This window comes from Vibrio sp. Scap24 (assembly GCF_013394185.1).
GTDB lineage: Bacteria > Pseudomonadota > Gammaproteobacteria > Enterobacterales > Vibrionaceae > Vibrio > Vibrio pomeroyi.
In genome coordinates this window covers 1,109,823-1,124,279 of record NZ_CP041332.1, presented here as the reverse complement: position 1 = coordinate 1,124,279, position 14,457 = coordinate 1,109,823, and the positions used below count along the sequence as shown (strand labels likewise).

Genomic DNA, 14,457 nt, shown 5'->3' with positions numbered 1-14,457 from the left:
CGTTATTTGCTCTATTTGGTATTAATTATAGTCTCTAGGTTCACTATTAATCTCAAGTTATGTTTACGAAAACAATATGAGATTGGCTATGAGCGAGTTTATTCATCTAACAAGTAAAAACCACAGTTTGATCATCAAATCAGGGCGTGTTCCAGAGATCCTGCACTGGGGAGTGAAGATCGCCAGCATTGATAAAGATCTGCTGTTATCAACTGAGAGACCGATTTCTCAAGCGCGCCTTGATGTCGATGTGCCACTTTCTCTATGTCCTGAACTTGGCAGTGGTCACTTTAACGCGCCGGGAGTAGAAGGGCATCGTGATGGCTTAGATTGGGCGCCAGTATTCAATACCACGCGTGTTGAGGCTGGTACTACAGACGGTGAAGCTAACGTGCAGCAAGCGATATTTGTTCTTGAAGACACGGTAGCCAAGCTTGAACTGACCGTCGAAATTAAGCTTGATTACCAATCTGATGTGGTTCAAAAACGTGTCACGATTACCAATAAAGGCGACAGTAAATACTACCTCAACAAATTGTCCTCAACACTGCCACTTCCGAATCATGCTAATGAGCTGATGACGTTCCATGGTCGTTGGTGTCATGAGTTCCAAACACAGCGTCAGCGATTTGAGCACGGTGGTTTCATGCAAGAGAACCGCCGCGGCCGAACCTCTCACGAAAATTTCCCAGGTATGTTTGCGGGCACTCAAGGATTCTCAGAGCAACAAGGTTTGGTGTGGGGCTTCCATTTAGGTTGGAGTGGCAACCACCAAATGCGTGCTGACGTTCGTAGTGACGGTCGTCGTTTTGTGCAAGCTGGCGAGTTATTGCTGGCGGGCGAATCCATTCTTGAACCTCAAGCAAGCTATCAAACCCCTTGGCTATTTGGCTGTTACAGTAATTCAGGCCTGAATGGCATCGCTCACTGTTTTCAGCAATTTGTTCGCGATAACATCATCAACTTTCCAACCGACAAACCACGTCCTGTTCATTTAAACACTTGGGAAGGGATCTACTTCGATCATAAACCTGAATACATCATGCAGATGGCGACGGAAGCCGGTGTGATGGGCGTTGAACGTTTCATTATTGATGATGGTTGGTTCGTTGGGCGTGACGGCGAACGTGCAGCGTTAGGCGACTGGTATCTCGATGAAGCGAAATACCCAAATGGTTTAGAGCCCGTTATTGACCATGTGAACCAACAAGGTATGGAGTTTGGTCTTTGGGTTGAGCCTGAAATGGTGAGCCAAGATTCGAATCTATATCGTAACCACCCTGATTGGGTGCTTGGTTTGCAAGGCTATCATCAGCCTTCAGGTCGTTGGCAGTATGTTTTAGACCTGCAAAATTCAGAGTGCTTTGATTACCTATTCTCACGCTTAGATGATCTGCTCACTCGCTACAACATCACCTACCTCAAGTGGGACATGAACCGTGAATTGGTTCAACCTGGCCATAACGGTAAAGCGGCAGTGCACGGTCAAACTCAGGCTTTGTATCGCTTAGTTGACCAACTTAACGAAGCACACCCAGAGGTTGAGATTGAATCTTGCTCGTCTGGTGGCGGCCGTATCGATTTTGAAATCCTTAAGCGTACCCATCGCTTTTGGGCATCGGATTGTAATGATGCGCTTGAGCGTCAAGCGATTCAAAAGGGCATGAGTTACTTCTTCCCACCAGAAGTGATGGGTGCACACATTGGCCCAGCTGAGTGCCACTCAACTAATCGTCGTCATAGTATCAATATGCGCGGTGTAACAGCATTAATGGGGCACATGGGCGTTGAGTTAGACCCAGTAAAAGAGTCCCAAGAAGAGAAGAAAGCTTTCTCTCACTACATCGCTTTGCATAAACAGTTCCGCCATATTCTGCACTCTGGTCGTAGCTTCCGTATGGATCCTGCGGATAAGAATCAGAACATTTATGGTGTGCAAAATGATAACGAGATGTTGATTACGGTGTGCCAATTAGCCATGCCAGATCACGCTCTACCATCACCCCTGCGAATCAGCTGCGTCGAAGACAACGCTCAATACAAAGTGAAGCTGGTGGAGATGCCGCAAACCAGCTTCCAACTGATGAAGCAACGCCCTCAATGGCTGGATAAAACACTGACGTTAAGCGGTGACAACCTCAAAGAAATTGGATTGACCTTACCTATTTTAGACCCAGAGTCAGCCTTAATTGTGCATCTAAAAAAGATGTGAATTGCTAACTCTGAGTACCCCTACAAATAAAAATCTAAATATAAAAATTATAATCGGCAGCGAGGTAGTGCTGCCGCAATAACTAAACGAAAGGAAAACAAAATGTCTATTACAGTTCTGCTGTCATTTTTGTTGTTTACTGGTTTTGTTGTCGCGTACACCTACAACAAAGTTAAGAACGACAAAAACACCTCACAAGATGGATTCTTTCTTGGCGGAAGAAGCCTGACCGGTGGCCTGATCGCCAGTTCACTGATCTTAACCAACCTAAGCGCCACCAGCTTTGTGGGCATGAGTGCCCAATCTTACACGCATAATATGAGCGTTATGGGGTGGGAAGTCGCATCGGGTGTCACGTTGGTCATCATCGCATTGATGCTTGTTCCTCGCTATTTGAAGCAAGGTATTACCACCATTCCAGATTTTTTGGAAAGCCGTTACGACATGTCTGTGAAGAAGTTCGTGACACTGCTTTTCTTGTGCCAGTACGTTATCAATATTTTGCCAACCACACTTTACGCTGGTGCCGTTGTTCTGGGTGAAATCTTCGATGTTCAAGCCTTACTGAATATCTCTGAATTTAGCTCAATAGCGCTAATTTCGGCGACAATCGGACTACTTGGCTTCTTTTACGCTATTTATGGCGGCCTTAAAGCTGTGGTCATCGCAGATACCATCAACGGTATTGGTTTGATTGTCGGCGGCATGATGATTCCAGTATTTGGTTTGATGGTACTGGGTGAGGGCAGCTTTGGTGCGGGTCTAGATATCCTGTTGTATGCGGCGCCAGAGAAGCTTCAATCTGTCGGCACAGAAAGTGATCCACTGCCGTTCTCAACATTGTTCACAGGTCTACTATTGGTGAACTTGTATTACTGGGGTACTGACCAATCGATCATCCAACGTGCATTGGGTGCTAAGAACCTAAAAGAAGGCCAGAAAGGTGTCATCCTTGCGGGTGCAATTAAGGTTATCTCTCCGCTGTTCCTGATCATTCCAGGCATTATTGCGTTCCACATGTTTGGTGCTGATGCGGGCAACCCAGATACCATGTATACCCGTTTGGTTAACGAAGTATTGCCTAAGCCTTTGGTTGGCTTCTTCGTTGCAGTGATGTTTGGTGCGATTCTGAGTACCTTCAACGGCGTGTTGAACAGCTCTACTACCTTGTTTGCATTGAACGTGTATAAGCCGCTGTTTGGTCAAGGTAAAACGGATGAAGAGTTGGTCGGTAAAGGACGTATCTTTGGTGTTGTGATTGCGATTATCTCGGTATGTATCGCTCCTTTCATCATGTACGCACCTGAAGGCTTGTTCCAGTACCTGCAAATGGTGGCTGGTTTCTTTAGTGTGCCAATCTTTACCATCGTATTTGTTGGTTACATCTCTAAACGTGTACCTGCTCTAGCAGCAAAAGTGGCGCTGGTGGTGTTCGTAAGTTCTTATGCGGCAATGCAGCTAGTCTTCAAAACACCGATTCACTTCCTACACCAATTGGCGATTCTGTTCGTAGTATGTACCACGCTGATGTTCATCATTGGTCACTTTATGCCTCGTGAATCTGAGTACGAGATGCCAGTAAACGAAAATATCGATGTGACGCCGTGGGAGTTCCGCTTCGAGGCTTCAGCGATTATTCTTTACATGGTGCTTGGCGCTTACGTTATGTTCTCTGATGTTGGTTTTGTATCGGACGATCCAACCATCATGCAAGTTTATGGCGTGTGTGGCATTGTTATGTTGCTTGGTATTTTTGGACGACTAGCAAAACGAAAGAAGGGTGTTGAAGCGACGGTCTGATGCTCTAAGATAACTTATTAACTATCTGATTATTTGGTAATTAATAGTTGGTTAAGTGAAAAGATCATCATAGGCCAAATGCTTTAGAACGAATAATAAAAAGCCGCACCATCACAATGATGGTGCGGCTTTTCTACTTTTGGAAATGGTCATGTTTAATCATAGCCATTAACCAATAATTGGACTCCTGATTACGCTAGGTCGTCTTTACCTTCGATAAGCGCATGGTGACTAACTGAACCTGCAGTGCGTGCTGCTAGGTGTGGAACGTAACCAGGATCGTTCATGAAATCTACCGCAGCTTGCTTTGATGGCCACTCGATGATGATACGAAGTGCAGGCTGTTCTGCATCGCCTTCAAGGCGTTCGTGGCTAGAAGTACGCGCTAGGTATTTACCGCCGTATTGAGCAACCAGTTTGTTTGCAGGGCCAATGTAATCGGCAACCCATGCATCTGTTGTTGGTGTTACTTCTAGTACTGAATAGTAAGACATAATGATGTTCTCTACGTTGTACGCTCTGAATGAGTCTGTGCACTTTAGTTATTGGTTAGCTGTCTTGCTAACGTCTTGGCTAGCGGACGAAATAATAGTAGTTCGAGTGACCCTGTTTGATAATCCCTACGATTGAATAATCTTTATATAGAAAATGTTGATAATGCTTTCTTCAGGTACACTTTCTATATTGGATTGAAGGTAATGAAGAGTAGAGGTGTGATTAGAAACAAGAGGGGATTGAACGGGTAGGGTATGGAGGCCGTACAGTTAATAAACGGGAAGGAACATCATAGGCCAAATACTATGAAAGGCAGCCCAGTAGCGATAACTGAGATGCCTAACATGTTGTGTAGAGTATTGTTTTTATTGGATTATAAAGAGAAGCGAGTCCATTTTTTTGCTCGCCAGCGGCGAACCATGATTAACCCGCGGAACCATTCATCCATCGCGATCGCCATCCAAGCACCAAATACACCATAACCCCAATGCACACCAAGTAGATAGCTCATCGCGACACCAATCCCCCACATGCTAACAATGCCCATTTTCACCGGGAACTTGATGTCGCCAGCGGCTTTCAAGCAAGAGATGAAGATCAGGTTAAACACGCGACCTGCTTCTAAAATAATAGAGCCAGCAATCAGAGAGGCCGTCAGCGCGAGAATCTCAGGGTCTTGTGTGAACACATCCAATATCTCGAAACGGAACAGATAGATCACGCAGGTAAGGGTGGTCGAGGCGATAAAGCCAACCACAAAATAACGTTGCACTCGGTTGGCGATTTCATCAATCCAACCTTTGCCGATGTAGTAACCGGTTTGAATTTGGCTTCCCTGACCAATTGCCAGTGCAAACGCAAAAGAGAGGCGTGCGATATTTTGTGCATAGGTGAATGCTGCTAACGAAGCCGTGCCCATTTGCACGACAAAGAACATGATGGTGATCTGCGCCATGTTGTAAGACAGCACTTCCCCGGCGTTCATTGAGCCAATCTTAATGATCTTCTGGTAGATGGCTTTAGGTACCGACTTAAACTGTTTCAGTGGTAGATCAATGCCTTTACTTCTCACGACACCAATTAAGATAAACATCCCGATTACTTGGCTAATGACGGTCGCAATCGCTACGCCTTGCACGCCGTAAACCGGCATACCAAAAGGTTGGTAGAGTGCGCAGTAGTTGCCGAACACGTTAATAACACCTGCAATCATATTGATGACCATGGGTGATTTTGAATAGCCATGACTGCGTAGGATCGTGGTGAGCACCACACCTAGTGTGACGTTAAAGGTCAGCGCACCACTGATGAACAGATACTCTTGAGCGTATTGCTCGACCTGAGCTTCAAGTTGATAGAGCGGAATAAAGTATTCAGCGCCCAGCACAGCGAAAATACTCAGCAATACACCCATAACAATCGCCAATATGATGCTAGCAACGCCGACCTGTGCGCTTTCTTGGTCGCGAGAGGCGCCGTTATATTGGGCGATTAGAATGCCAGTACCACTGCTGACCATGGTCGAGACGATGATAAGGAAAAAGGATATCTGAGAGATAACACCAACGGCAGACACGGCTTTGTCTGAGTATCCCGATAACATGAATACATCACTGGTGTTGAGTGCCGTTCTTAAAAGAACTTCGATAAAAATTGGCCAGGTGAGCGCAACGATTCCCATACGTTTGTTTAGGGTGGAATCAGCATTAGGCATTTAGGTTTTCTCAAAAAAAGGGGTAGGCGACGCTATAGTTTAGCGATTATTTAGTAAACGACTATCAAATTAATGTCCGGATAGCTATTAAGGGTAAAGAAAATACCAATAAGGTCGTTAGAGCCAAAAACTAAGTGGGGTACATGAAACTTTTTGAATCGTTTCATAGAGAGATAAGAAGTAAAGAAGGGAGGTAATCACTGAAGAATAAGGTGATTACGGTGAATGAATTATGAGGTAAAGCTAGCCTTTCGAGCCAGCTTTACCGTTTGAAATAGCTAGTTAATACGTTGACCTTCGGCATCAAATAGGTGGCAGTTAATGGATGCGAAATTTAAATTGAGGGACTGATAACGAGTGACCTCTTGATCTCCAGGGAGGTGAACTTTAAAGCTATCAACGCCACATGATTGGCCAAACATGTAAGTGCTGTTGCCCAATCGTTCTACCACTTCGCTCTGGAACTCAATAGTAATATCCGATTCGCCATTGATCTCTAGATGTTCTGGTCGAATACCAAGAGTCAGCTTTTGTCCTTCAGCAAGGCCATCACTTGGCAGGGGCAGAGTGATTTTACTAAGGCCATTAACAGTCAGTTGGGCATGAGTCTCAGAGGTACTATTGACCAAGCAAGGTAAGAAGTTCATTTTCGGAGAGCCGATAAAGCCTGCCACAAATTCATTTTGAGGAGAATGGTACAGGTCGAGAGGTGAGCCGACTTGCTCCACTCGACCGTCTCTAAGCACGACGATTTTGTCCGCAAGTGTCATTGCTTCGACTTGATCGTGAGTTACGTAAATCATGGTATTTTGCAGATCTTGATGCAATTTAGCGATTTGTAAGCGCATATCGACACGAAGTTCTGCATCTAGATTAGACAAGGGTTCGTCGAATAAGAACACTCTTGGGTTACGAACTATTGCTCGACCGATAGCGACACGTTGACGTTGTCCGCCAGATAACTCTTTAGGTTTACGTTTCAATAGAGGTTCTAGTTGAAGCGTTTTCGCAGCACTGGTGACCTGTTTCTCGACGGTTTCTTTGGCGACGCCATTCATCTTCAGGCCAAAGCCCATGTTCTCTTCAACAGTCATGTGAGGGTAGAGTGCATAAGACTGGAACACCATAGCGACACCACGTTCAGCGGGATCAACATCATTGACTAGGTCGTTGCCAATATGGATTTCACCTTCTGTGATCTCTTCTAGGCCAGCCACTAAGCGTAGGAGGGTTGATTTACCACAGCCAGACGGGCCAACAAATACAACAAACTCGCCATTATTTATCTCTAGATCAACACCATGGATGGTTTGTATATCACCGTAACGCTTGATGACCTGTTTTAAGCTGATATCAGCCATGCTTTCTCCTTGCCTCGTTGGACTACATCACTTTGCCTTTAAAACATACGCTTTCATCAGAAATTTGTTAGATGCCTCGCATGAATTATTGATCCTCGTCATACAAATTTTACAAATCATATTGTTTTTTGTGGAAACGTTTACAGAAATGAAACATAACTGTGCGTAATGTTATCAATAAGCCTAATATTTGAACGTAATTACTATAAACGCTGAGCTGCTTGATTGAATTTACGAAAATGACTGGTAATTCATCAAATAGAAAATAAAGCTTTGAAGACAAGGAATTTCGGGAAATGGAGCAATCTGTGAAAACGATATACCCAGAAAATCGTACCCCATCAGCCAATAAAAAGCGGCGTATTAGTTCCAAGGTATCCCCTTGGTTATTCTTAGCGCCCGCTATCGCTATCTTTTCGCTCTATGTCATCTACCCCATTTTAGACAGTATCTGGTTGAGCTTCTTTGAATGGGATGGCTTAGGTGAAAAAGAGTGGGTGGGGCTTGAGAACTATCGTGAGCTTTTTGATTCAGATGCTTTTTATACTTCGTTAACGAATAACTTCCTTTGGTTGATCTTCTTTATGCTCGCGCCACCGTGTGGCTTGGCCATTGCCCTTTTTCTCAACCAGCAAGTGAAGGGCATTCGTGTCGTAAAATCTCTGTTTTTCTTCCCGTTTGTTATCTCTCAAGTGGTGGTCGGTCTCGTATTTGCTTGGTTCTACGATCCCTCTTTTGGCCTTTTCAATATTGCTCTTGGATCGTTTGGTTTCGAGCCTATTTCGATACTTGCCGATGAGGACTACGTGACTTACGGAATCATCGCTGCGGGCTTATGGCCGCAGATCTCTTATTGCATGATCTTATATTTAACGGGGCTGAATAATCTCGACCCTGAACAGTTAGAAGCAGCTCGCCTTGATGGAGCTAAGAAGTGGCGCATGTTGTGGTATGTGGTGTTGCCTCAACTAAGGCCTGCCACCTTTATCGCGGTCGTAGTTACCGTGATCGGTGCACTGCGTTCATTCGACCTGGTGGCGACCATGACTGCTGGTGGCCCTTGGGGTAGCTCAACCGTTCTGGCGTATCAAATGTATGAAGAGTCTATATTCAACTACCGCATGGGTTACGGTGCCGCGGTGTCTGTAGTGTTATTCCTGATCATGGATATCTATATCGCTTACTTCTTGTGGCGTATGTTAAGGAGTGAAAAATAATGTATCCGCAACCAATTCAAAAAGCTGGCCGCTTTACCAATATCAGTTATCGCGTTGCTCTACCGCTCTCGATCGTGATGTGGTTATTGCCATTGATCGCGGTGATGATGACATCGATCCGTTCGATGGAAGACATCAACAAAGGTAACTACTGGGGCTGGCCGAGCGAGATTCAATTCATTGAAAACTATACCCAAGTCTTTACCTCGACCTCGATGGGACAGTACTTAATCAACAGTTTGATCATCACTCTACCTGCCGTTGCAGGGGCTGTGGCGTTGTCGACACTGGCTGGCTATGCTTTGGCGAAGTACAACTTCAAAGCCAATGTATGGATCTTTGCGATGTTCATCGCGGGTAACTTTGTACCATTTCAAATCCTGATGATTCCAGTACGTGACCTAACGATTGGCCTTGGTCTCTACGATACCCATTGGGCTCTGATTTTCTTCCATATCGCTTTCCAAGCAGGTTTTTGTACCTTGTTCATGCGTAACTTCATTGTTGGAATTCCGGATGCATTGATTGAAGCGGCACGTGTAGAAGGGGTGAGTGAATGGAGAATATTTTGGCATGTGGTGTTGCCATTGGTTCGCCCTGCGCTAGCGGCCCTTTCGGTACTGGTGTTTACCTTCATCTGGAATGACTTCTTCTGGGCGTTAGTTCTAGTACAGAGTGACGAAGTTCGCCCTGTGACTGCGGGCTTAAGTTCTTTGCAAGGGCAGTGGTTAGCGTCTTGGCAATTTATGTCAGCAGGCGCGGTTGTCGCTGCGATCCCACCTGTTGTCTTGTTCTTTACCATGCAAAGACACTTCATTGCTGGCCTCACATTAGGCGCAACGAAAGGATAGAAACAATGTAAAGGCGCCGATGTAACAGGTGCCTTTATTGAACCCAATCCATCGTGGATTAATACAAAAAGAGTAACCAAGCACGACAAACTCTACGCAACACAATAATAAAAATTGGACTTAGTGAGCTTAGCTCCACAACAAGGACCTTAATATGAAATACGTGAAACATATCGCTGCTTCTGCAGTGCTTGCTGCCTCTCTGACGACCACTGCTTTTGCTGGCACGTTAGTCATTAACTCAGATGCGTCCGATCCTGCACCTAAAGAGGCGTGGGGAGAGATCATCAGTCGCTTTGAGAAAGAGAACCCTGATATTACGGTGAAGTACAATCTATATGACCATGAGTCGTATAAGACCACGATCCGTAACTGGCTGGTGACTTCGCCGCCGGATGTGGTGTTCTGGTATGCGGGTAACCGAATGAAAGCCTTCGTTGACCGTGGTTTGTTTGAAGATGTGAGTGACATTTGGGCAGACAAAAACATGAAGCAAGATTTTGCTGCCGCCGCTCCAGCGATGACAGTTCAAGGCAAGCAATATGGTGTGCCATACACGTATTACCAATGGGGTATCTACTACCGCAAAGACATTTTTGAACAGTACGGCATTGGTGAGCCGAAAACGTGGGAAGACCTAAAGTCAGCGTCTGCAACGTTGAAAGAAAATGGTGTTGCGCCATTCGCGATAGGCACTAAATACCTATGGACGGCGGCAGGGTGGTTTGACTACATCAACATGCGTACCAATGGTCTTGATTTTCATATCCAGTTGATGGATGGCAAGGTGCCTTACTCGGATGAACGTGTGAAGAAAACCTTCGCGAACTGGGCAGAATTAGTTGAGCCAGGCTATTTCCTTGAGAATCACGCGTCTTACTCTTGGCAAGAAGCGCAGCCTTTCTTGTATAACGGCAAGGCGGCGATGTACCTGATGGGTAACTTCATCACGCCAAACTTCCCTGAAGAGTTGGATGGTAAGATGGATTTCTTCCAATTCCCGGTGATCGATCCAAGTATTCCTATGTCTGAAGATGCACCAATGGATACGCTGCACATTCCTTCTAAGGCAAAGAACAAAGAAGATGCACGTAAGTTCCTTGAATTTGTTGCTCGCGCTGAAAACCAACAACTGATCAATGAGATGTTGCTACAGATCCCAACCAACAACAAAGCCAAGGCGAAATCTGATCCGTTCTTAGACAAAGGCGTTGCGATGTTAGCGTCAAGCGCAGGTACTGCTCAGTTCTACGACCGTGACACCAACCCTGCAATGGCCAAAGAGGGCATGAAAGGTTTTCAAGAGTTTATGGTTCACCCTGAACGAATCGATAAGATCTTGAAAAAACTGGATAAGGTGAGCAAACGCGCCTTCAAGTAATACTCATAAGCCGCAGCTATTTTGGTTGCGGCTTTTCTTTTCTCGTTTGTCATTGCCAATGCCTTTGTTTAGATCGCTAGCCCTTGTGTAGTTCTCTAGCGCTTGTTGTCACTCAGTCGCACTCGCAATGATTCACGTTACACGGTTTATAGTAAGGAATGCTCCATGAGAAACTTTTCTCAAATCATCTCGGCTCGCGAGTGGGAAAACCAACACGTTACTCACCACAATGTTATTGAGGCTCACGCGCCTTTGAACGGCTACCTTTCAGGTGCCGACGCACTCGCTAAACGTTCTGAGCGTAAGCTGTTTCTAAACGGAAAGTGGCGCTTTCAGTTGTTTTCTGCCCCCGAGCTAGTGACGGAGGAATCGGTATCTCAAGACTTTGATGACTCACAATGGGCGCAGATAGATGTCCCAAGTAATTGGCAAATGCAGGGCTTCGATAAACCTATCTACACCAATGTGAAATACCCTTTTTCTGATACGCCCCCTTTTGTGCCAAGCGATAACCCAACAGGGCTATATCGAACTCGTTTTGAATGTACCGAAGAAGCGTTATTGGATACCCATAGGCTAGCCTTTGATGGCGTCAATTCTGCTTTTCATGTGTGGTGTAATGGTAAATGGGTGGGCTATTCGCAAGACAGCCGATTGCAAGCCGAGTTTGATCTGTCTGAGTATCTTAGTGTAGGTGAAAACACACTTGCGGTGATGGTATTGCGTTGGTCGGATGGCTCTTACCTTGAAGACCAAGATATGTGGTGGTTGAGCGGTATTTTCCGTGATGTCACTTTGCTAAGTAAGCCAAAGACAGCGATAGAAGATGTAAGAATTGAAACTCAATTAGATGGTGCTTATCGTGATGCGCAGCTTAATGTCGATGTCAAAATATCAAAAAATGATAACGAGAGTAGCGGTGCTTATCAGGTAAAGGTTGAGCTGTATGATGCGCAAGGTCATCGAGTGAATGAGCCTGATGTGGTTGGTTTTGGGCAAAGGTATATTGATGAAAAAGGCCCTTGGCAGGAAGTGGCACACAGTCAACCCTCAGTTGCCAATCCGCACAAGTGGAGCGCTGAATCTCCTTATCTCTATCGTTGTGTTATCTCATTAGAGAATGAACAGGGCGAATTGATCGATTGTGAGGCTTACGATGTTGGTTTCCGTAGCGTCGAGATTAATGATGGGCTGCTAAAAGTGAACGGCAAGCCTTTGCTAATTCGAGGCGTGAATCGACATGAGCATCATCCTGAACTCGGTCATACCATGACTCGAGAAGGGATGATTGAAGACATCAAGCTGCTAAAGCAGAACAATTTTAATGCAGTCAGAACCGCGCACTATCCGAATCACCCGATGTGGTATGAGTTGTGTGATGAATATGGTCTGTACTTGGTCGATGAAGCAAACATTGAAACTCATGGACAAGTCCCGATGTGTCGCTTGTCGGATGCTGCTTCTTGGCTGAACGCTTATATGCGACGGATGACTCGTTTGGTGGAGCGTGATAAGAACCACGCCAGCATCATCATTTGGTCGTTGGGTAATGAATCGGGAATTGGTCGTAATCACCACGCGATGTACCAATGGGTGAAGCTGGCCGATCCAACTCGCCCCGTTCAATATGAGGGCGGTGGCGCAAACACTGCTGCCACTGATATTTTGTGTCCTATGTATGCTCGTGTCGATTGGGATTTACCTGTGGTTGAGCATCAACCTGAGGTCACGCCGCGTGTCGGTATTCGTAAAGCGATTGCCTTGCCTAATGAACAGCGCCCGCTGATCTTGTGCGAATACGCACATGCGATGGGCAATAGCTTAGGTAGCTTTGATAAATACTGGCAAGCCTTTCGTGATAACCCAAGGCTACAAGGCGGCTTTATTTGGGATTGGGTCGATCAGGGCATCACCAAACAAGATAAAAACGGCCAGCCTTATTGGGCGTACGGTGGTGATTTTGGTGACGACATTAACGACCGTCAATTTTGCATCAACGGCTTGGTTTTCCCAGACAGGACGGTTCATCCAACCCTGCATGAAGTGAAGAAAGCGCAGCAGTTTTATCAGTTCACTCTCATTTCTGTATCACCTTTGGTCATTGAGATACGCAGTGAGCACTTATTCCATACGAGTCAGATTGAAATCTTGAACTGGAACATAACCCAAGATGGCGAGATGCAGAGCCAAGGTAGCATTGAACTGCTGGTTGAACTGGATTCTTGCACACGTATAGAGCTCGATGGGGTCGACGTGACACCTTCAATTAATACGCTCAATCACTTGAACTTAGAGGTGGTATTGAGTGCAAAAACCTCATGGGCTAATGAAGGGCACGTTACCGCGAGTGAACAATTACTTCTGCCTGCAGCACCGCAATTGTTGCTCGATATGAACCTCTCCGCTAAGCCTCCTAAAGTTCAAGAAATGGGAGCTACACTGACGATTCGAGGAGATGATTATCAGGTCGAATTTAATCGACTGACGGGTACGCTCGAGAGCTGGCAGCTAAGAGGTGTCGAGCAATTGGCGAGTGGTATTCGAGACCATTTCTATCGTGCGCCATTAGATAATGATATTGGTGTTAGTGAAGCCAATCGAGTTGACCCCAGCTCTTGGATCGCGCGTTGGCAAGCCATGGGGCTAGATAAGCTGTCTCCAGAATGTATTGAGTTTACCTTCGGCACTCCGGGCAACTGTGTTGTGGTGACTTCAAAAATTGCACACGTCGTTTCCGGGCAAGTACGATTGCTATCGACATGGCGCTATCAATTATTTTCCGATGGTGAGGTGAAGCTTGATGTACATGTTGAAGCAGCGAAAGGGTTACCATCATTACCGCGTGTTGGGCTTACGTTTGCTTTGGCTGATGTGCCTGAGAATGTGGCGTGGTTTGGTCGAGGCCCGCATGAAAACTATCCTGATCGTAAACTTGCTGCGTATATGGGACTGTACCAACAGAGTATCGAGCAGATGCATACTCCTTATATTTTCCCCTCCGATTGCGGATTGCGCTGTGACGTGCGTGAAGCCGTGATTGGTGGATTTGAGCTACAAGGCGATTTCCAGTTCTCTGTCAGCCGTATTGGTCAACAGCAACTACAACAAGCGAAGCACACTTGTGACCTAACCGAGCAAGACCAGTTGTTTGTCTATGTCGATGGTTTTCATATGGGTGTGGGCGGTGACGATTCATGGACGCCAAGTGTCCATGATGAATTCAAGTTGCAACGAGAACATTACCACTATCAAGTAAGGTTCTTTCCTAGCTAATTGATATTAATGATTTTATATAGGTTAGATTGTAAAAGGATCATGGTAGGCCAAATACTCTGATAACCTGTTTTTCGCTTACGTTACTTCAGATATAAAAAAGGCACTCAGCGAGATACTGAGTGCCAAAGCCTGAAATTTATGAGGTTAGAT

Annotated in this window: 9 protein-coding genes; 6 read left to right on the top strand and 3 right to left on the bottom strand. The window is 45.6% G+C overall.

The window, feature by feature from the left end:
- The first annotated feature begins 88 nt into the window (after positions 1-88).
- Positions 89-2,212: an alpha-galactosidase gene (locus FLM53_RS04605; protein WP_176680354.1), complete on the top strand. Its 2,124-nt coding sequence runs from the start codon at positions 89-91 to the stop codon at positions 2,210-2,212.
- Positions 2,213-2,314: 102 nt separating this feature from the next.
- The gene (locus FLM53_RS04600) at positions 2,315-4,012 is read left to right on the top strand and encodes a solute:sodium symporter family transporter (protein ID WP_176680353.1); all 1,698 of its coding nucleotides are present in this window, start codon (positions 2,315-2,317) and stop codon (positions 4,010-4,012) included.
- Positions 4,013-4,203: 191 nt separating this feature from the next.
- Here FLM53_RS04600 and FLM53_RS04595 read toward each other — a convergent pair whose 3' ends face one another.
- From FLM53_RS04595 to FLM53_RS04585, 3 genes are all read right to left on the bottom strand, one after another.
- Positions 4,204-4,506, bottom strand: coding sequence for a DUF1330 domain-containing protein (locus FLM53_RS04595; protein ID WP_017632557.1), 303 nt, complete (start codon positions 4,504-4,506; stop codon positions 4,204-4,206).
- Positions 4,507-4,880: 374 nt separating this feature from the next.
- Positions 4,881-6,221, bottom strand: coding sequence for an MATE family efflux transporter (locus tag FLM53_RS04590; RefSeq protein WP_176680352.1), 1,341 nt, complete (start codon positions 6,219-6,221; stop codon positions 4,881-4,883).
- Between the two features lie 278 nt (positions 6,222-6,499).
- Positions 6,500-7,582 carry an ABC transporter ATP-binding protein gene (locus FLM53_RS04585; protein WP_176680351.1) on the bottom strand — a complete coding sequence of 361 codons (1,083 nt, stop codon included), beginning with the start codon at positions 7,580-7,582 and terminating at the stop codon, positions 6,500-6,502.
- Positions 7,583-7,878: 296 nt separating this feature from the next.
- Between FLM53_RS04585 and FLM53_RS04580 the strand changes: the two genes are divergently transcribed.
- The 4 genes from FLM53_RS04580 (at position 7,879) to FLM53_RS04565 (ending at position 14,304) form a co-directional block, all read left to right on the top strand.
- Positions 7,879-8,799: a carbohydrate ABC transporter permease gene (locus FLM53_RS04580; protein ID WP_176680350.1), complete on the top strand. Its 921-nt coding sequence runs from the start codon at positions 7,879-7,881 to the stop codon at positions 8,797-8,799.
- Entirely contained in the window at positions 8,799-9,650 is an 852-nt protein-coding gene (locus tag FLM53_RS04575; protein WP_017632561.1) for a carbohydrate ABC transporter permease, read from the top strand. The genes FLM53_RS04580 and FLM53_RS04575 overlap by 1 nt, the downstream gene beginning before the upstream one ends.
- A 154-nt stretch (positions 9,651-9,804) precedes the next feature.
- Positions 9,805-11,031: an ABC transporter substrate-binding protein gene (locus FLM53_RS04570; protein ID WP_176680349.1), complete on the top strand. Its 1,227-nt coding sequence runs from the start codon at positions 9,805-9,807 to the stop codon at positions 11,029-11,031.
- Positions 11,032-11,196: 165 nt separating this feature from the next.
- Complete coding sequence (locus FLM53_RS04565) at positions 11,197-14,304, top strand: beta-galactosidase (RefSeq protein WP_176680348.1); 3,108 nt, start codon at positions 11,197-11,199, stop codon at positions 14,302-14,304.
- Positions 14,305-14,457 lie beyond the last annotated feature (153 nt).

Excerpts from the sequence above, each read along its gene's own strand:
- FLM53_RS04580 (WP_176680350.1), top strand. The coding sequence starts at position 7,879 with ATGGAGCAATCTGTGAAAACGATATACCCAGAAAATCGTACCCCATCA.
- FLM53_RS04565 (WP_176680348.1), top strand. The coding sequence starts at position 11,197 with ATGAGAAACTTTTCTCAAATCATCTCGGCTCGCGAGTGGGAAAACCAA.
- FLM53_RS04600 (WP_176680353.1), top strand. The coding sequence starts at position 2,315 with ATGTCTATTACAGTTCTGCTGTCATTTTTGTTGTTTACTGGTTTTGTT.
- FLM53_RS04595 (WP_017632557.1), bottom strand. The coding sequence starts at position 4,506 with ATGTCTTACTATTCAGTACTAGAAGTAACACCAACAACAGATGCATGG.
- FLM53_RS04590 (WP_176680352.1), bottom strand. The coding sequence starts at position 6,221 with ATGCCTAATGCTGATTCCACCCTAAACAAACGTATGGGAATCGTTGCG.
- FLM53_RS04570 (WP_176680349.1), top strand. The coding sequence starts at position 9,805 with ATGAAATACGTGAAACATATCGCTGCTTCTGCAGTGCTTGCTGCCTCT.
- FLM53_RS04605 (WP_176680354.1), top strand. The coding sequence starts at position 89 with ATGAGCGAGTTTATTCATCTAACAAGTAAAAACCACAGTTTGATCATC.
- FLM53_RS04575 (WP_017632561.1), top strand. The coding sequence starts at position 8,799 with ATGTATCCGCAACCAATTCAAAAAGCTGGCCGCTTTACCAATATCAGT.
- FLM53_RS04585 (WP_176680351.1), bottom strand. The coding sequence starts at position 7,582 with ATGGCTGATATCAGCTTAAAACAGGTCATCAAGCGTTACGGTGATATA.